This is a genomic window from Kitasatospora sp. NPDC038210 (genome assembly GCF_055600605.1).
Map to the genome: position 1 here is coordinate 35,592 of NZ_JBVJYK010000028.1, position 19,124 is coordinate 54,715.

13 protein-coding genes are annotated in these 19,124 nt (G+C 74.3%); 11 read left to right on the forward strand and 2 right to left on the reverse strand.

Going from position 1 to position 19,124, the window contains the following annotated elements; translation table 11 throughout:
- Positions 1–98 precede the first annotated feature (98 nt).
- The 4 genes from ACZ7KX_RS35815 to ftsY all read left to right on the forward strand — a co-directional run bounded on the left by ACZ7KX_RS35815 (position 99) and on the right by ftsY (position 6,089).
- The gene (locus ACZ7KX_RS35815) at positions 99–398 is read left to right on the forward strand and encodes an acylphosphatase (RefSeq protein ID WP_470330153.1); all 300 of its coding nucleotides are present in this window, start codon (positions 99–101) and stop codon (positions 396–398) included.
- A 414-nt stretch (positions 399–812) separates the two neighbouring features.
- Positions 813–1,016 (forward strand): hypothetical protein, encoded by a 204-nt coding sequence (locus ACZ7KX_RS35820; protein WP_045702518.1) that lies wholly within the window; start codon positions 813–815, stop codon positions 1,014–1,016.
- A gap of 159 nt (positions 1,017–1,175) precedes the next feature.
- Positions 1,176–4,796 carry a chromosome segregation protein SMC gene (gene smc, locus ACZ7KX_RS35825; protein WP_470330154.1) on the forward strand — a complete coding sequence of 1,207 codons (3,621 nt, stop codon included), beginning with the start codon at positions 1,176–1,178 and terminating at the stop codon, positions 4,794–4,796.
- Between the two features lie 48 nt (positions 4,797–4,844).
- Positions 4,845–6,089: a signal recognition particle-docking protein FtsY gene (ftsY, locus tag ACZ7KX_RS35830; protein WP_470330155.1), complete on the forward strand. Its 1,245-nt coding sequence runs from the start codon at positions 4,845–4,847 to the stop codon at positions 6,087–6,089.
- Positions 6,090–6,183: 94 nt separating this feature from the next.
- Here the strand turns inward: ftsY and ACZ7KX_RS35835 are convergent, their stop codons facing one another.
- Positions 6,184–6,876 (reverse strand): bifunctional DNA primase/polymerase, encoded by a 693-nt coding sequence (locus ACZ7KX_RS35835; RefSeq protein WP_470330156.1) that lies wholly within the window; start codon positions 6,874–6,876, stop codon positions 6,184–6,186.
- Between the two features lie 634 nt (positions 6,877–7,510).
- Here ACZ7KX_RS35835 and nsdA point away from each other — a divergent pair.
- From nsdA to ftsH, 7 genes are all read left to right on the forward strand, one after another.
- On the forward strand, positions 7,511–8,965 hold the full coding sequence (gene nsdA, locus ACZ7KX_RS35840; protein ID WP_396551904.1) for a transcriptional repressor NsdA: 1,455 nt from the start codon (positions 7,511–7,513) through the stop codon (positions 8,963–8,965).
- Positions 8,966–9,263: 298 nt separating this feature from the next.
- Entirely contained in the window at positions 9,264–10,643 is a 1,380-nt protein-coding gene (locus ACZ7KX_RS35845) for an ammonium transporter (RefSeq protein WP_470330157.1), read from the forward strand.
- Positions 10,643–10,981, forward strand: a complete 339-nt coding sequence (locus tag ACZ7KX_RS35850) for a P-II family nitrogen regulator (protein ID WP_350524594.1) — start codon at positions 10,643–10,645, stop codon at positions 10,979–10,981. Before ACZ7KX_RS35845 ends, ACZ7KX_RS35850 begins: the two co-directional genes overlap by 1 nt.
- A 141-nt stretch (positions 10,982–11,122) precedes the next feature.
- Entirely contained in the window at positions 11,123–13,567 is a 2,445-nt protein-coding gene (locus ACZ7KX_RS35855) for a [protein-PII] uridylyltransferase (RefSeq protein ID WP_470330158.1), read from the forward strand.
- A 124-nt stretch (positions 13,568–13,691) separates the two neighbouring features.
- On the forward strand, positions 13,692–15,254 hold the full coding sequence (gene ffh / locus ACZ7KX_RS35860) for a signal recognition particle protein (RefSeq protein ID WP_350524631.1): 1,563 nt from the start codon (positions 13,692–13,694) through the stop codon (positions 15,252–15,254).
- 118 nt (positions 15,255–15,372) lie between these two features.
- Positions 15,373–15,897 (forward strand): GNAT family N-acetyltransferase, encoded by a 525-nt coding sequence (locus tag ACZ7KX_RS35865; protein ID WP_470330159.1) that lies wholly within the window; start codon positions 15,373–15,375, stop codon positions 15,895–15,897.
- A 188-nt stretch (positions 15,898–16,085) separates the two neighbouring features.
- Entirely contained in the window at positions 16,086–18,143 is a 2,058-nt protein-coding gene (gene ftsH, locus ACZ7KX_RS35870; protein ID WP_470330160.1) for an ATP-dependent zinc metalloprotease FtsH, read from the forward strand.
- Between the two features lie 54 nt (positions 18,144–18,197).
- On the opposite strand, the gene ACZ7KX_RS35875 is transcribed toward ftsH, so the two are convergent.
- Positions 18,198–18,902: a class I SAM-dependent methyltransferase gene (locus ACZ7KX_RS35875; RefSeq protein ID WP_402807633.1), complete on the reverse strand. Its 705-nt coding sequence runs from the start codon at positions 18,900–18,902 to the stop codon at positions 18,198–18,200.
- Positions 18,903–19,124 lie beyond the last annotated feature (222 nt).

The window sequence follows — 19,124 nt, forward strand, 5'->3', positions numbered from 1 at the left end:
GGCCCGCGCGGCCCCGTCGGTTCCTCCGGTGGGGCCGTCGGCGTTCCGGGGGCCGGGCCCGGGCGGTGACCGGGCACGCGGGCGGCTAGGGTCGGGGCATGCACGGTCGCGACGCCCACAGTGAGGAACCGGTCCGGGTCACCGCCTGGGTCCGGGGGAAGGTCCAGCAGGTCGGGTTCCGCTGGTGGACCAGGGCACGGGCGCTGGAGATCGGCTTGACCGGCTACGCGAGCAACCTCGGCGACGGCCGGGTGCAGGTCGTCGCGGAGGGTCTCGCGGGCGACTGCGAGCAGTTGCTGGCCCGGCTGCGCGGCCCCGGGACCCCGGGGAACGTCAGCGGCGTGACCGAGATCTGGACGGCCGTCGGCCCTGGTTACGAGGGTTTCGAGATCCGCTGAGCCGCTGCCCGCGGGCCCGCCGCCGGGCCCGTCGGGAAAAGATCCGGAACCGGCGGTGTCACGAGGTTGCCATCCGGGCAGACTCGTGGTTGACTCCGCATCGAACGATGATCCACGAGCACGTGGTGGACCCCTCCCGAAGACCCCCCAGGCGTGACCACACCGCCGGGCAGGTGACAGGGGCGCGGTAGCGTGCGGTGATCGTGTTGACCCTTTCCGTCTTTGGTGAGACGCTGGAAGCCCGCGCACACGACCGCGTCAATCCGGCAGGCGCATGCCCCCGTGAGCCCAGCTCACGGTGGTTGTGCCGTAGTGCCCAGCCAGCACTTCCGGCGGCGCGCCGCGCGTGCGTCCCCCTTCCCCCTAGACCTGAACCATTCCGGTTCGGTCACTCAGCGTGGAGGACCATTCATCATGGCAAAGGCGCTTCTCGGGTACGTCGGCGGCCCCGACCCGCGAATGCTCTCCGAGATGCGACGGCTCCAGCAGCGCGTCCAGGACCTTGAAGCCGAGCTCCTTCGGATGCAGGCTGAGAACGACGCTCTCACCGCTGTCGCTGACGAGCACTCGCTGCTCAACAGCATCGATCTGGATCAGCGGGAGCCGGCTCTCACCTGAGTCCCGCCCGGTCCTCGCAGATCGACGCCGCTGTGCACTGAGCCGCCCCGAAAGGGACGCAGCTTGCAAGGGACGCCCGGATGTGGCGTCCCTTCGTCGTGTCCGACTCCGGATACAGTCGCTCGCTGGGCCCCGGCGAGCGATGAGGAGACCGGCCGCGTGCACCTGAAGAGTCTGACGCTGCGCGGGTTCAAGTCCTTCGCCTCCAGCACCACCCTGCGCTTCGAGCCGGGCATCACCTGCGTGGTCGGCCCGAACGGCTCCGGCAAGTCGAACGTGGTCGACGCGCTGTCCTGGGTGATGGGCGAGCAGGGGGCCAAGTCGCTGCGCGGCGGCAAGATGGAGGACGTCATCTTCGCCGGGACCAGCGGGCGCGCCCCGCTCGGCCGCGCCGAGGTCAGCCTCACCATCGACAACGGCGACGGCGCCCTGCCGATCGACTACGCCGAGGTGACCATCACCCGCACGATGTTCCGCAACGGCGGCAGCGAGTACGCGCTCAACGGCGAGACCTGCCGCCTGCTGGACATCCAGGAACTGCTCTCCGACTCCGGCATCGGCCGCGAGATGCACGTCATCGTCGGGCAGGGCCAGCTGGACTCCGTCCTGCACGCCGACCCGATGGGCAGGCGCGCCTTCATCGAGGAGGCGGCCGGCGTCCTCAAGCACCGCAAGCGCAAGGAGAAGGCGCTGCGGAAGCTGGACGCGATGCAGGTCAACCTCGATCGGGTCCAGGACCTGGTGGCCGAGCTGCGCCGCCAGCTCGGGCCGCTCGGCCGGCAGGCCCGGATCGCCCGCCGCGCCGCCGGGATCCAGGCCGAGCTGCGCGACGCCCGGCTGCGACTGCTCGCCGACGACCTGTCCACGCTCCGCCGGGCCGTCGAGGCCGAGGTCGCGGACGAGCTGGCGCTGCGGCTGCGCCGGACCACCGTCGAGCAGGAGCTGGCCCGCGCGGTGCAGCGCGAGCACGTCCTGGACGCCCAGGTCCGACAGCTCGGGCCGAGCCTGGAGGCCGCCCGGCAGACCTGGTACCGGCTCTCCGCGCTCGCCGAGCGCACCCGCGGCACCGTCGGGCTGGCCGAGGCGCGGGCCCGGCACGCCGCCGCCGGGGGACGGACCGAGGAGCGGCGCGGACGCGACCCGCAGGAGCTGGAGCGGGAGGCCGCCGGGATCCGCGAGGAGGAGGCGGCGCTGGCCGAGGCGCTGGAGGAGGCCCGGTACGCGCTGGCCGAGGCGGTCGAGTGCAAGGACGGGCTGGAGCGCGAGCTGGCCGCCGAGGAGTGCCGGCTGCGGGACGCCGCCCGGGCCATCGCCGACCGGCGGGAGGGCCTGGCCCGGCTGCAGGGGCAGGCCGCCGCCGCCCGCTCCGAGGCCGCCGCGGCCCAGGCCGAGATCGGACGGCTCGCCGAGGCCAGGGATGAGGCGCTGCTCCGCGCCGAGGCCGCGCAGGGCGAGCTGGACGAGCTCCAGCAGCAGGTGGACGGTGCGGCCGGCGACGACGAGCAGACCGAGGCCGGGTACCGGGAGGCGCGGGAGCGCCTGGCCGCCGTCGAACGGGAACTCGCCGCCGCCCGGGAGGCGGCCGGCGCCGCCGAGCGCGAGCGGGCCGGGCTCACCGCACGGCACGAGGCGCTCTCGCTGGGGCTGCGCCGCAAGGACGGCACCGGCACGCTGCTGGCGGCGGGGGAGCGGCTGGGCGGGCTGCTCGGCCCGGCCGCGGCGCTGCTGCGGATCGAGGCCGGGTACGAGGTGCCGGTCGCGGCGGCGCTCGGCGCGGCGGCCGACGCGGTGGCCGTGGACTCGCCGACCGCCGCCGCCGAGGCGCTGCGGCTGCTGCGCGCCGACGACGCCGGGCGGGCCGCGCTGCTGATCGCCGGTGCTGACGAAGTGGCCTACGAGGCAGGAGAGTTGCCGGACGGCGCCCGCTGGGCCGCCGAACTCGTCGACGGTCCGCCGGAGTTGCTCGCCGCCGTGCGGCAGCTGCTGGCCGGGGTGGCGGTGGTCGCGGACCTGGACGCGGCGCTGCGCCTGGTCGACGGGCAGCCCGCAGAGCCTGCCGGGCGCCGTGGGCTGCCCGTCGTCACCGCCGTCACCGCCGACGGGGACCGGCTGGGCGCCGGCTTCGCGCACGGGGGCTCCGCCGGCGCGCCGAGCCTACTGGAGACCCAGGCCGCGGTGGACGAGGCGGCCCGCGCGATCGGGGAACTCACCGTCCGCTGCGCCGAGTCGACCGAGCTGCTGGCCGAACTCACGGACCGGCGCGGGGAGTCGGCCGCCGAGCTGGAACGGCTCGGCGAGCTGCGGCGGCAGGCGGAGAAGGAGCGGGCCCGGGTCGCGGGCGCGCTCGGCCGCCTCGGCGGGCAGGCCCGCGCCGCCGCCGGGGAGGCCGACCGGCTGTCGGCCGCCGCCGCGCGCGCCGAGCAGGGCCTGGCCGATCTGCTGGGCAATGCCGAGGAGTTGGCGGAACGCCTGGCCACGGCCGAGGAGTCGGCGGACGCGGGGGAGGACGAGCCGGACACCGCCGAGCAGCAGCGGCTGGCGGAGGCGGCGAGCACCGCCCGGCAGGCCGAGCTGGAGGCCAGGCTGGCCGTGCGCACCCACGAGGAGCGGGTCCGCGCGCTGGCCGGGCGGGCGGACCAGCTGGACCGGGCCGCCCGGGCCGAGCGCGAGGCCCGCGACCGGGCCGCGGAGCGCCGGCGCCGAGCCGAGCACGACGCCGGGGTGGCGAACGCCGTCGCCACCGGCGCCCGGCAGCTGCTGGCCTGCCTGGAGGTGTCGCTGGCCCGCGCGGACGCCGGGCGGGAGGCCGCCGAACGGGCGCGCGCCGAGCGCGAGGAGGAGCTGCGGGAGCACCGCGAGCACGGCCGCGGCCTCAAGGAGGAGCTCGACAAGCTGGTCGACGCCGGGCACCGGGACGAGGTGCTGCGGGCGGAGAAGCGGCTGCGGATCGAGCAGCTGGAGGCCCGGGCGCTGGAGGAGTTCGGCATCGACGGCGGCGAACTGCTCGCCGCGTACGGACCGGCCCGGCCCGTCCCGCCCGCGACGCCCGAGGAGGGCCAGGAACCGGGGGAGCCGTACCCGTACGTCCGGGCTGAGCAGGAGAAGCGGCTGAAGGCCGCGGAGAAGGCGTACCAGCAGCTCGGCAAGGTCAACCCGCTGGCGCTGGAGGAGTTCGCCGCGCTGGAGGAGCGGCACCGGTTCCTGGGGGAGCAGCTGGACGACCTCAGGCGCAGCCGGCGCGACCTGCTGGACATCGTCCGGGACGTGGACCAGCGGGTCGAGCAGTTGTTCACCTCGGCGTACCACGACACGGCCGCCCAGTTCGAGGGCGTCTTCGCCCGGCTCTTCCCGGGCGGGGAGGGCCGGCTGGTGCTGACCGACCCGGACGACATGCTCGCCACCGGGGTCGAGGTGGAGGCCCGCCCGCCGGGCAAGAAGGTCAAGCGGCTGTCGCTGCTGTCCGGCGGCGAGCGCTCGCTGACCGCGGTGGCGCTGCTGGTGGCGATCTTCAAGGCCAGGCCCAGCCCGTTCTACGTGATGGACGAGGTGGAGGCGGCGCTGGACGAGACCAACCTGCGCCGGCTGATCGGGATCATGGAGGAGCTGCGGGAGAGCTCCCAGCTGATCGTGATCACCCACCAGAAGCTGACCATGGAGTCCGCCGACGCGCTCTACGGCGTGACGATGAAGGGCGACGGCATCTCGCAGGTGATCAGCCAGCGGCTGCGGGAGGAGCACCGGGAACGGCGGCCGCGGACGGTTCGGACCGTATCGGCGTAGTCCGGCTGCGGTCCATCCGGGCTCCGGTCGCGGATACTGGTTGGCGTTATGGAATACGTGATCCTTGCCGTAGTCATCGCCGTGATCGCCATCGGTGCGATCGCGGGCCTCGTCGTTTCCGGCAGACGACGCCAGCAGCTGCCCCCGAAGTCGCAGGCGCCGGTCATCACGGCGCCGAAGCCCACCCCGCAGGAGCCCCAGGTCGGCGAGGAGTCCGCGCCGCCGACCGAGGAGCCCAGGCGCACCGTCGAGGAGGTGGAACTCCCGGCGGAGCCTCCGGCCGCCGAGGCTCCCGAAGCTCCCGAGGCCGTCGAGGTCGTCGAGGTCGAGCCTTCCGAGGCCGAGGCGGCCCCCGCCGTCGAGGTTCCCGAGCCCACCGCCGGCCGACTGGTCCGGCTGCGCTCGCGGCTCTCCCGCTCGCAGAACTCGCTCGGCAAGGGCCTGCTCTCGCTGCTCTCCCGCGAGCACCTGGACGAGGACACCTGGGAGGAGATCGAGGACACCCTGCTCACCGCCGACGTCGGCGTCGCCCCCACCCAGGAGCTGGTCGAGCGGCTGCGCACCCGGGTGAAGGTGCTCGGCACCCGCACGCCCGAGGAACTCCGCGGGCTGCTGCGCGAGGAGCTGGTCGAGCTGATCGGCAAGGACGCCGACCGCGGCGTCCGCTCCACCAAGCACGAGGAGGGCCCGGCCGTGGTCCTGGTCGTCGGCGTCAACGGCGTCGGCAAGACCACCACCACCGGCAAGCTGGCCCGTGTGCTGGTCGCCGACGGCCGCACGGTGGTGCTCGGCGCCGCCGACACCTTCCGTGCCGCCGCCGCCGACCAGCTGCAGACCTGGGGCGAGCGGGTCGGTGCGCGCACCGTGCGCGGCCCGGAGGGCGGGGACCCGGCCTCGATCGCCTTCGACGCGGTCAAGGAGGGCATCGCCGAGGGCGTGGACACCGTGCTGATCGACACCGCCGGCCGACTGCACACCAAGACCGGCCTGATGGACGAGCTGGGCAAGGTCAAGCGGGTCGTCGAGAAGCACGGCCCGGTGGACGAGGTGCTGCTGGTGCTGGACGCCACCACCGGCCAGAACGGCCTGATCCAGGCCCGGGTGTTCGCCGAGGTGGTCGACATCACCGGCATCGTGCTGACCAAGCTGGACGGCACCGCCAAGGGCGGCATCGTGGTCGCGGTCCAGCGCGAGCTGGGCGTGCCGGTCAAGCTGATCGGTCTGGGCGAGGGCGCGGACGACCTGGCGCCGTTCGAGCCGGGCGCGTTCGTGGACGCGCTGATCGGGGACTGAGGCTCCCCGCCGGCCTCCCGCAGGCCGCTCTTCCGAAGGGTCCGCTCCGCTCGGGGCGGGCCCTTCCGGCTGCCCGGGTCCGGGCGGGGGTCTGCTAGGAGGCGATCCAGGCCGGCTCGGCGGTGCGCTCGCGGCCGCGGTGGCACGCGTAGGCGAGGGTGCCGAGCAGCAGCCGGGCCTCGGGCGGGCAGCCGGCGTTGTCGCGGGTGGGGCGGCGCAGCCAGCGGACCGGGCCGAGGCCGCCGAGGACGGTCGGCGGGGCGGCGACGTAGCTGCCCTCGCCGTGGCAGGTGAGGTCGAGCGCCGCGTCGTCCCAGCCCATCCGGTAGAGCAGGTCGGGCAGGCGGCGGGCGGTGCCGGCGGCGACCAGGAACTGCAGCCGTCCGGTGGGGGCGGACAGCACCGGGCCGACCTGGGTGCCCATCCGCTCCAGCCGGACCAGCGCCTGCAGGCCGGCCTGCTCGGGGACGTCCAGCACGTCGAAGGCCCGGCCGGTGGGGAACAGGACCGAGGCCTCGGCCCGTCCGGTGCGGGCCCGGCCCTCGCCGCCCGGCACGGGGTGCAGGCCGGGCGCGGCGCAGCGGGCGGCTCCGCAGGGACAGCGGGTCGGGGCGGTGGCGCCGGAGCCCGGGATGCCGGTGGCCGGGTCGCCGGTGGCGACCGCCCAGCCCCAGCGGCCGGTGTACTCCGCGGCGGCCTGGGACGCGGTGACCTTGGTGCGGCGGCGCGCGCCCAGCGGTGCCAGCCGCAGGCTCCCCAGTCGAAGTTCGCCGAACAGGTTGTCCATGCCTCCCCCAACAGGTTCTCGTTGCCGATGGTTACGGGACGGTGACTGTGTGTCGATTGTCAGGTGTGTGGTGCGTAGTGCGGTGGCGGCGCGCAGCGCGTGGCGTGCGCCTGTTCCGGTGGTGCGCCTCGGGCGCCGCCTTGTCGGGGCGGCGCGGATGCCGGATCGTCGTGTGCGCGGGACTGTTGCCGCCCGGAGTGGGCGCTGAACTCGCCTGCGGCTGCGGTGGATTGCTGGTCCTGCCGGGTCTCCCGGGATGGTCCGGGCGACTTGGCGGCCCGCATATGCCGGACCGTCGGGACTACCTAGTGAAGCGTGTGCCCCCTGACTTCGGTTCACTCCTGGGGGTGGCGAAAGGTGGCGTTTCGCCAGGGGCGCTCCCGCGGGCACCTCGCGGGGCATTACGTTCAGCACGCGGATGCCGTCGGGATCCCGCTCCGGGCCGCCGGAGAGCGGGAGTTGGGAATCTGACGGATCGTCCGCGACGATGGCACGCCAGTGCGAGGGCGCGGTACGGCACCACCACGGGCGCGGCAGGCAGCACGCACGGCAGGCACGTCTGGCAAGAGCCCGCAACCGTCGGGCGGTCACGATCGGGGGCCCCGCGAGGGGCCGGGCGGGATGGGACGTTCCCATGGCAGAGAAGCAACCCAATGAGAAGCTGACCACGTGGTTCGCCCGCAGCGGTTGGTCCAAGGGCGAGTTGGCGCGTCAGGTCAACCGACGGGCCCGGCAGATCGGCGCCCACCACGTGTCCACCGACACCTCCCGGGTGCGCCGCTGGCTCGACGGCGAGCAGCCGCGCGAGCCGATCCCCAAGATCATGTCCGAGCTCTTCTCCGAGCGCTTCGGCTCGGTGGTCTCGATCGAGGACCTCGGCCTGCGCGCCGCGATCCCGGTCTCCACCGTGGGCGGCGGCGTCGACCTGCCGTGGAGCGGCCCGCAGACCGTCCAGCTGATCAGTGACTACTCCCGCAGCGACCTGATGCTCAACCGCCGGGGCTTCCTCGGCACCTCGCTGGCGCTGACCGCCGGCGCCGCGCTGATCGAGCCGATGCAGCGCTGGCTGACCCCCGGCCCGACCGGCATCCCCACCCCGATCCTCACCGCGGCCAACGGCGGCGAGGCGTTCACCGGCCGGCTCTCCGAGCCCGAGCTGGAACTGCTGGAGCAGACCACGGTCATGTTCCGCCAGTGGGACGCCCAGAACGGCGGCGGACTGCGCCGCAAGGCCGTCGTCGGCCAGCTGCACGAGGTCACCGACCTGCTCCAGGAGACGTACAACGAGGACACCACCCGGCGGCTGTTCCGGCTCACCGCCGAGCTCGCCCACCTGGCCGGGTGGATGTCGTACGACGTCGGGATGCACCCGAGCGCGCAGAAGTACTACGTGCTGGCCCTGCACGCGGCCAAGGAGGCCGGCGACCGCCCGTTCGGCGCGCTGATCCTCACCGACATGAGCCGCCAGATGATCCACCTCAACCGGGGCGAGGACGCCCTGGAGCTGATCCACCTGGCGCAGTACGGCAGCCGTGACACCGCCGGCCCGCGCCAGCAGTCCCTGCTGTACGCGATGGAGGCGCGCGCCTACGCCACCATCGGGGAGGTGAACCGCTGCGCCCGGGCGGTCCGGCTGGCCGAGGACACCTTCACCGACATCCGCGACGGCGACGACGAGCCGGACTGGCTGAAGTTCTTCTCGCCGGCCGAGCTGAACGCCGAGAACGCGCACTCCTTCCGCGACCTCGCGTACCACTCCGACAACGCCCAGCTGTACGCCTCGCTGTCGGCGCCGGTGATGGAGCGCGCGGTCGACCTGTTCCGCCAGGACGGCGACCACGTGCGCTCGTACGCCTTCAACCTGATCGGCATGGCCAGCGTGCACCTGCTGCAGAAGGAGGCCGAGCAGGCGGCGGTGATGGCCGAGCAGGCGGTGGACATCGCGACCAAGGTGCGCTCGGAGCGGCTGAACTCCCGGGTGCGCAAGACCACGGAGGCCGCGGCCGCCCGGTTCAAGGGCGTGGACGCGGTGAGCCGGCTCAAGGAGCGGGTCGTTCAGGACATCCCGGAGTACGTCTCGGTGGTCTGACCGGCGCGCCTCCCTGGCACTTCCCGGACTCCACCGACCGTGGCGGCCGCCGCCGTCGCGGTCGGTGGTTCCCGCGTGTGCGGGGCCGGGCGCGCGGCGGCACGGTAGCCCGTCCGGGCGGTTCCGGGGCTGCGGTTCACGCAGCCGTAACCCGCGCGTCGCACGCGTCACGGTCGCGAAACAACCGGCCGCACTGGCCGAAACCAGCCTTCGGCACGCTCCTCTTCATCGCCGACACCCCGGGTGGCACGGGACAGGTACCCGGGTGCGGATCGGCTTGGACGCAGAGGAGACGCCGATGCCGGACGGCTTCAGCGCGGGCGACACCGCCTTCGTGCTCATCAGTGCGGCCCTGGTCATGCTCATGACCCCGGGCCTGGCCTTCTTCTACGGGGGCATGGTCAGGGCCAAGAGCACCCTGAACATGCTGGCGATGAGTTTCCTCTCGCTCGGCATCGTCACAGTGCTGTGGGTCCTCTACGGGTACTCGCTCAGCTTCGGGCCGGACTCCTTCGGCGGGCTGATCGGCAACCTGGACTTCCTGGGGATGCGCGGCATCGGCCTGAACGAGCTGACCGGGACCATCCCGGTCACCGCCTTCGCGATCTTCCAGCTGATGTTCGCGATCATCACCCCGGCGCTGATCAGCGGCGCCGTCGCGGACCGCGCCAAGTTCGCCGCCTGGGGCCTGTTCATCGCGCTCTGGGTGACCGTCGTCTACTTCCCGGTCGCGCACTGGGTGTTCTTCTTCGACGGCGGCCACGGCGGCTGGCTGGGCGACCGGAACGGCGTGATCGACTTCGCCGGCGGCACGGCCGTGCACATCAACGCCGGTGTGGCGGGTCTGGCGCTCTGCCTGGTGCTGGGCAAGCGGGTCGGCTTCAAGAAGGACCCGATGCGCCCGCACAGCCTGCCGCTGGTGATGCTCGGCTCCGGCCTGCTGTGGTTCGGCTGGTTCGGCTTCAACGCGGGCTCGGCGCTGGCCGCCAACGGGGTCGCCGCGATGGCGATGGTCAACACGCAGGTCGCCACCGGCGCGGCGCTGGTCGGCTGGCTGGTCTTCGAGAAGCTCAAGCACGGCGCCTTCACCACGCTCGGCGCCGCCTCCGGCGCGGTGGCCGGACTGGTCGCGATCACCCCGGCCTGCGGCTCGGTCAGCCCGCTCGGCGCGGTGGCGATCGGTCTGGTCGCGGGCGCGGTCTGCGCCGCCGCCGTCTCGCTGAAGTACCGCTGGGGCTTCGACGACTCGCTCGACGTGGTGGGCGTGCACGCGGTGGGCGGGGCGATCGGCTCGCTGCTGGTCGGGCTGTTCGCCACCGGAGGGGTCGGCCAGACCGCCAAGGGCCTGCTCTACGGCGGCGGGCTGGGCCAGCTCGGCAAGCAGGCGATGGGCGTGGCCGTGGTCGCGGCGTACTCCTTCGTCCTCTCCTGGCTGCTGGCCAAGGCGGTCGACAAGCTGGTCGGCTTCCGGGTCGCCGAGGAGGTCGAGGTGGCCGGCATCGACCAGGCCGAACACGCCGAGTCCGCCTACGATTTCAGCGCTGTCGGGGCGGGCCTGGCCCGCGCCCTGTCGGGTTCGGTCGCGACCGCCGCGCCGACGGCAGCACCGAAGTCCGCCGAGAAGCCCACCGAGAAGGCCGCCGGAAAGGCCGCCGAGAAGACCGAGGTCGACGCCTGATGAAGCTCATCACCGCCGTGATCAAGCCGTACCGCCTGGACGAGGTGAAGGCCGCCCTGCAGGCCTTCGGGGTCCACGGCCTGACCGTCACCGAGGCCAGCGGCTACGGCCGCCAGCGCGGCCACACCGAGGTGTACCGGGGCGCCGAGTACACGGTGGACCTGGTACCGAAGGTCCGGATCGAGGTCCTGGTCGAGGACGAGGACGCCGACGACCTGATCGACGTCCTGGTGAAGGCCGCCCGGACCGGGAAGATCGGCGACGGCAAGGTCTGGAGCATCCCGGTCGACACCGCCGTACGCGTCCGCACCGGCGAGCGCGGCCCGGACGCCCTCTAGCCCCCGCCCGTCGGCGGGCCCGTGATCCCTCCGGGGGCCGCGGGCCCGCCGACGGCGTACCCCGCTCGGCCGAACCGCACCGCACCGGATGCCCGGCGCACCGCGGGACGGCTCACCCGCACGACGGACGGGACCCAGCGCATGACCACCGAGACCAGGCCCTCCGAGCCCGCCGACCACTCCGCCGCCCGGGCCGCGCTGCTCGCCGACCCCGGCCCGGTCGGCCGCCCCCGCCGCGAGGCGCTCGCCCGGCTCACCGACGACTGGCTGGCCGGGCTGCTCGCCGCCGCCGGAGCCCCGCCCGGCGTCGCCCTGGTCGCCGTCGGCGGGTACGGGCGCGGCGAGCTCTCCCCGCGCAGCGACCTGGACGTCCTGCTGCTGCACGACGGCCCGATCCCCCACGAGCTGCCCGAGCGGATCTGGTACCCGGTCTGGGACGCGGGCGCCAAACTGGACCACTCGGTGCGGACCGTCGCCGAGGCCCGATCGGTGGCCGCCGCCGACCTCAAGGCCCAGCTGGGCCTGCTGGACGCCCGCCACCTCGCCGGGGACCCGGCGCTCACCGCCGAGCTGCGCGCCGCGGTGTTCACCGACTGGCGCGCGAGCGCCCCCGCCCGCCTGCCCGAGCTGCGCGAGCTGGCCCGCGAGCGGGCCGAACGGCACGGCGAGCTGTCCTTCCTGCTGGAGCCGGACCTCAAGGAGGCCCGCGGCGGCCTGCGCGACGTGGTCGCGCTCGACGCCGTCGCCGCCAGCTGGCTCGCCGACGCGCCCCGGGACGGCCTGGACGCCGCCGCGCTGCGCCTCGCCGACGTCCGAGACGCGCTGCACCTGGTCACCGGCCGGGCCACCGAGCGGCTGAGCCTGCAGGACCAGGACCAGGTCGCCGAACGGCTCGGAGTGCTGGACGCCGACACCCTGTTGCGCCAGGTCTACGAGGCCGCCCGGACCATCGCCTACGCGAGCGACGTCACCTGGCGGGCGGTCGAGCGGGTGCTCGCCGCCCGCAGCGGCCGGGGCCGACGGGCCGTGCGGCGCGCCTTCCCGTTCGCCGCGCCGTTCACCGGAGTCGGCCGCGGCGCGGGCGCGGTGGCCCGGGGCGCGGTCGAGCGCCGCCCGCTCGCCGAGGGCGTGGTCGAACAGGACGGCGAGGCGGTGCTGGCCCAGGGCGCCCGCCCGGCCGCCGACCCGGTGCTGCCGCTGCGCGCCGCGGCCGCCGCCGCGCAGAACGGGCTGACCGTCTCGTACGCGACGGTGCGCCGGCTCGCCGCGGAGTGCCGTCCGCTGCCGGTGCCCTGGCCGGACGAGGCGCGCGAGCAGCTGGTCACCCTGCTGGGCGCGGGGGAGGCGGCCGTCCCGGTGTGGGAGGCGCTGGAGGCGGAGGGGCTGGTCACCCGGCTGCTGCCGGACTGGGAGCGGGTGCGCTGCCGTCCGCAGCGCAACGCCGTGCACCGCTGGACGGTGGACCGGCACCTGGTGGAGACGGCGGTGAAGGCCGCCGCGATGACCCGCCGGGTGGCCCGGCCCGACCTGCTGCTGGTCGCCGCGCTGCTGCACGACATCGGCAAGGGCTGGCCCGGGGACCACAGCGAGGCCGGCGAGGTGATCGTCCGCGACCTCGCCCCCCGGATGGGCTTCGGCCCGGAGGACACCGAGACCCTGGCGGTGCTGGTCCGCCACCACCTGACCCTGGTGGACACCGCCACCCGGCGCGACCCGGACGACCCGGCCACCGTCGAGGCGATCACCAAGGCGGTCACCACCCTGCCGGAGCTGGAGCTGCTGCACGCGCTCACCGAGGCGGACGCACTGGCCACCGGTCCGGCCGCGTGGAGCAGCTGGCGGGCCTCGCTGGTCGGCGGCCTGGTGGCCCGGGCGGCCGACCGGCTGGCCGGGGCCGGCACCGCGCCGGTGGAGGCGGCGCCCACCGCCGAGCAGGAGCGGCTCGCGGTCGAGGCGGCCCGCACCGGTGAGCCGGCACTGTCGCTGCACGCCCAGGCCGAGGGGGCGGACCCGGGCACCGAGCCGATGGGCGTCGAGCTGACCCTGGCCGTCCCCGACCGCCCCGGGCTGCTCGGCACCGCCGCCGGGGTGCTCGCGCTGCACCGGCTGACCGTCCGCTCGGCCGGACTGCGCGAGCTCGACCCGATCGGTGCCGGGCCCGTGCTGCTGCTGTCCTGGCGGGTGGCGGCCGAGTTCGGCGAGCTGCCCGAGGCGGCCCGGCTGCGGGCCGACCTGCGCCGGGCGCTGGACGGCTCGCTGGACGTCGAGCGGCGCCTCGCCGAGCGGGACGCCGCCGCCCCGCGCCGCCGGGGCATCCCGACCCCGCCGCCGCTGGTCGCGGTGGCGCCCGCGGTGGCCTCGGCGACCGCGACCGTGCTGGAGGTCCGCGCGCACGACGCCCCCGGGCTGCTGCACCGGATCGGCCGGGCGCTGGACGGGGCGGGCGTACGGGTGCGCACAGCGCACGTCTCCACGCTGGGCGCGGAGGCCGTCGACTCCTTCTACCTGACCGACGCGCAGGGCCGTCCGCTGGCCGCCCGGCGGGCCGGGGAGGTGGCGGCGGCGGTCCGGGCGGCGCTCGGCTGACGGGCGCCGGGAGCCGGGGTCGACGATGTCCGCGAACGGGGGTGGAGACCTCACCCGGGGCGGCCGGATACCCTGGGGGACGACGACCGTACCGATACCGATGCCGCAGAGGACCCGCGACGACGTGTTCGACACCCTTTCCGATCGCCTCGCAGCGACGTTCAAGAACCTCCGGGGCAAGGGCCGCCTCAGCGAGGCGGACATCGACGCCACCGCCCGCGAGATCCGCATCGCGCTGCTGGAGGCGGACGTCGCGCTGCCGGTCGTCCGGGCCTTCATCAAGCAGGTCAAGGACCGCGCCCTCGGTGCCGAGGTCTCCGGCGCGCTGAACCCGGCGCAGCAGATCATCAAGATCGTCAACGAGGAGCTCATCGCGATCCTCGGCGGCGAGACCCGCCGGGTGCGGTTCGCCAAGAGCGGCCCGACGGTCATCATGCTCGCCGGTCTGCAGGGTGCTGGTAAGACCACCCTCGCGGGCAAGCTCGGCCACTGGCTGAAGCAGCAGAAGCACACCCCGCTGCTGGTCGCCTGCGACCTCCAGCGCCCCAACGCGGTCAACCAGCTCCAGGTCGTCGCCGAGCGCGCCGGTGTGGCCTTCTACGGCCCGCAGCCGGGCAACGGCGTCGGCGACCCGGTGCAGGTGGCCAAGGACTCGATCGAGTACGCCAAGCAGAAGCAGTACGACGTCGTCGTCGTCGACACCGCCGGCCGCCTGGGCATCGACGCCGAGCTGATGCAGCAGGCCGCCGACATCCGCGCCGCGGTGAACCCGGACGAGGTCCTGTTCGTCGTCGACGCGATGATCGGCCAGGACGCGGTCACCACCGCGCAGGCCTTCCTCGACGGCGTCGACTTCACCGGCGTCGTGCTCTCCAAGCTCGACGGCGACGCCCGCGGCGGTGCCGCGCTGTCGGTCGCGCACGTCACCGGCCGGCAGATCATGTTCGCCTCCAACGGCGAGAAGGTCGACGACTTCGACGCCTTCCACCCGGACCGGATGGCCTCGCGCATCCTCGGCATGGGCGACGTCCTCTCGCTGATCGAGAAGGCCGAGCAGACCTTCTCGCAGGCCGAGGCCGAGAAGATCGCCGCCAAGCTGCGCGGCGGCCCGAAGCAGTTCACCCTGGACGACTTCCTGTCGCAGCTGGAGCAGGTCCAGAAGATGGGCTCGATCTCCAAGCTGCTCGGCATGCTGCCCGGCATGGGCCAGATCCGGGACCAGATCAACAACATCGACGACAAGGACGTCAACCGGGTCGGCGCCATCATCAAGTCGATGACCCCGACCGAGCGCGCCGAGCCGGAGCTGATCAACGGCTCCCGCCGGGCCCGCATCGCCAAGGGCTCGGGCGTCCAGGTCGGCGAGGTGAAGAACCTGGTCGAGCGGTTCTTCGAGGCCCGCAAGATGATGTCCGCGATGGCCTCCGGCAAGGGCATGCCCGGCATGCCGGGGATCCCGGGCATGGGCGGCGGCTCGAAGAAGTCCGGCAAGAAGGCCCCGCAGGCCAAGGGCAAGCGCAAGAGCGGCAACCCGCTGAAGCGGGCGCAGGAGGAGGCCGCGGCCGCCGAGCGCCGCGCGCTCGGCCCGGGCGCCGGCCAGCCGGCGGACGGCGGCGCGTTCGGCCTCGGCGCGGGCAAGGGCCCGGCCGACTTCGAGCTGCCCAAGGAGTTCAAGGACCTGCTGTAGGTCCCGATCGGTCCTGGATCCGTCCGGGACCGGTCCCGATCGGCCCCGGTCGGTCCTGGTCGGCCCGTCGTCCGGTGTTTCCGGGCGGCGGGCCGATCGTGTGTCCGATGATGGGGGCATGCGAGTGACGATCAGGGCCCCGAGGGCAGAAGACGCGGTTGTGTACGCCGACGCGGTCCGGCGGTCCGCCGACCACATCGGCCGGTGGAACCCGGTCGAGCCGGACGGGCTGCCCGAGCTGCTGGAGCGCCAGGGCGCGGGGCTGCGCACCTTCCTGATCCTCGACGGGGAGACCGGCGGGCTGGTCGGCAAGGTGAACGTCGCCAACATCGTGATGAGCCGGTTCTGCAACGCCGCGCTGGGCTACGACGCGTACCTGCCGTTCGCCGGCACCGGGCGGATGACCGAGGGCATGCGGCTGGTCCTGGACCGCTGCTTCGCGCCGCAGTCGGCCGGCGGGCTGGGGTTGCACCGGCTGGAGATCAACGTGCAGCCCGACAACGAGCGCTCGGTCGCGATGGCCAAGCGGCTGGGCTTCCGGCACGAGGGCTTCTCGCCGCGGATGCTGTTCCTGCAGGGCGACTGGCGCGACCACGAGCGGTTCGCGCTGACCGCCGAGGAGTGGCCCGGCGCGGCGGCCTAGGCGCCGGTGGGGGCGCCCCGGCGCGGCCGCCGGCGGGCAGGCGGAGCCGTTGGTGGAGGCGCCCGGCACAGCGGCTGGTGGGAGGGGTTCGGGGCGGCTGCGCGGCCGGCTCCGGGCACCCCCGGGCGGGCGCTCGGGCGCGGCGTTGCGGTTGGCCCGCCCGAGCACCTGTCCGTATCGTCCGGTGGGTGACCGAACCCGTGCCGCCGCGTCAGACCCCCGACCAGCCCTGGCGCTCCGAGGGCGCCCCGCCCCCGCCCCCGCCCCGACGGCGGATGCCCGGCGGCTGGACCGGTCTCGTCCTCACCGCCCTCGTGGTGTTCCTGATCTCCGACGTGCTGCTGTCCGTCTTCGGCAACGAGGGCGCCACCACGATCTCGTACACCGAGTTCAACAACCAGCTGAACAAGGGCAACATCACCAAGATCTACGCCAAGGGCGACGCGATCGAGGGCACCCTCAAGGCCGCTCAGCCCAAGCCGGACGGCGGCAAGGGCGACTACACCGAGTTCGACACCCAGCGGCCCTCCTTCGCGAACGACAACCTGTGGGCCACGCTGCAGCAGCAGGGCGTCGAGGTCACCGCCACCTCGCCGGTCCAGCAGCGCAGCTTCCTCACCAACCTGCTGCTCTCGCTCGCCCCGATGCTGCTGCTGATCTTCATCTGGGTGCTGCTCGCCCGCCGGATGGCCGGCGGCCTCGGCGCCGGACCGCTCGGGCGCAAGACGCCGCCCAAGCCGGTCACCGCCGAGCAGGGCAAGCGCACCACCTTCGCCGACGTGGCCGGCATCGACGAGGTCGAGGCCGAACTCACCGAGGTCGTCGACTACTTGAAGAACCCCGACCGGTACCGCAAGCTAGGCGCCAAGATGCCGCGCGGCGTGCTGCTGAGCGGGCCGCCCGGGACCGGCAAGACCCTGCTGGCCCGGGCCGTGGCCGGCGAGGCGGACGTGCCGTTCTTCTCCGCCTCCGCCTCCGAGTTCATCGAGATGATCGTCGGCGTCGGCGCCAGCCGGGTCCGCGAACTGTTCGCCGAGGCCCGCAAGGTCGCCCCGGCGATCATCTTCATCGACGAGATCGACACCATCGGACGCCAGCGCGGCGCGGGCGGCGGCATGGGCGGGCACGACGAGCGCGAGCAGACGCTCAACCAGATCCTCACCGAGATGGACGGCTTCAGCGGCTCCGAGGGCGTCATCGTGATCGCTGCGACCAACCGGTCCGACGTGCTCGACCCGGCGCTGCTGCGCCCCGGACGCTTCGACCGGCGGATCACCGTCAGCCCGCCCGACCGGGAGGGCCGCGCCGCCATCCTGCGCATCCACACCCGCACCGTCCCGCTGGCCGGCGGCACCGACCTCCGGCAGCTGGCGAAGGCCACCCCGGGGATGACCGGCGCGGAGCTCGCCAACCTGGTCAACGAGGCCGCCCTGCTGGCCGTCAAGCGCCAGCAGGACGCGGTCAACGAGCGGGACCTCTCGGAGGCCCTGGAGAAGGTCCAACTGGGCGCCGTGCGACCGCTGGTGATGCCTCAGGAGGAGCGCGAGCGGACGGCGTACCACGAGAGCGGGCACGCGCTGCTGGGCATGCTCCAGCCCGGCGCGGACCCGGTCCGCAAGATCACCATCGTGCCGCGCGGCCGGGCGCTCGGCGTCACGCTCTCCACCCCGGAGAACGACCGCTACTCGTACACCGAGCCCTACCTGCGAGGCCGGATCATCGGTGCGCTCGGCGGCATGGCGGCCGAGCAGGTGGTCTACGGGGTGATCACCACCGGTGCGGAGAGCGACCTGGAACAGGTCACCAACATCGCCCGCGGGATGGCCGGGCGCTGGGGGATGAGCGAGCGGGTCGGCCGGCTCACCGCGGTGCCCTCGGACCCGCAGGGCGCGTACGGGCTCTCCGCCGCGCCGACCACCCTGGACGCGGTGGACGAGGAGGCCCGGCGGATCGTCTCCGAGTGCTACGACGACGCGGTCCGGCTGCTGACCGAGCAGCGGCACCGGCTGGACGCACTGGCGGCGGCGCTGCTGGAGGCGGAGACGTTGGACGAGGAGGCGGCGTACCGGGCGGCGGGGGTGCCGCGGGACGGGGCCTCCGAGGGGGTCGAGGGGGCCTCTGCGGGGTCCGGAGGGTCCGCCGGGGCCTCTTCGGGGGCCTCTGCGGGGGCCTCTGCTGGGTCCGAGAAGCGTGAGGGGCCCGAGGGGCCTGAGGGGCCCGACGGGAAGTCGCTCGGCCGGGCGTGACGCCGGCTGCCGGGGGCGCTCGCCACTGCGGCGGGCGCCCCCGGTTCACGTCTCCTAGCGAGGCCGCTCGGCGACCAGGTAGCGGAACACGTTCTCCATCCGGACCGAGCCGTCGGCGCGCAGGTACGGCTGCAGTGCCTCCTCCAGCTCCTTGGCCACCAGCGAGGCGCCGGAGAACTCCTCGGCCGCCTCGAACAGGCCGGTGGAGAGCAGGCCGCGGACCGCGCTGTCGAGGTCCGCGTAGGCGAACGGGCAGCTCACCCGGCCGCTGCCGGCCGGGCGCAGGCCGGCCGGGCCGAGCAGGTCCTCCAGGGCTCCGGGCGCGCTGAGCTCGAACGGGTCGCGCGAGGTGGTGCGGCCCGCCATCCGCCGGGCCACGTCCAGCACCGGGGCGCTCTCGCAGCGCTCCGGCGGGCCCCAGGCGGCGAGCACCACGTGGCCGCCCGGAAGGGTGAGCCGGGCGGCCTCGGCCACCACCGGGAGGGGATCGACGGCGCCGGGCAGCTGCTCGAAAACCGTCACCAGCGAATGGGCCGAGCGGGCGACGGCGGCGGTCGGCCGGGGCCCGGCGCACACCCGCAGCCGGCGGTCGCGGGCCAGCTCGCGCAGCTCGTCCCGCGGCTCCTGCCCGGCGACCTGCGCGCCCCGCCCGGCGGCCAGCAACAGGGCCAGTCCGGACCGGCAGCCCAGGCCCAGCACGCTGCTCGCCGGGCCGACCTCCAGCCGGTCGTAGACCGCCTCGTAGAGCGGCACCAGCATGCGTTCCTGGATCTCCGCCCAGTCGCGCGCCCGCGCGGGCCCGGCTGCCCCGGGCTGCGGGTGGTGCGCGCGTGCGCCTGTTGGTCGTACGGTCGTGCCGGTCGTCCGAGCTGAAGCCATCGCGGCCTCCCATCCGGTCCTTCGGTGTGCTGCTACGGCTCCCCCAAAGTCCCGCCCCACTCCAGCGAACAGCGGGTCGGGCCCGGCGTCCAGAGGGGTGCA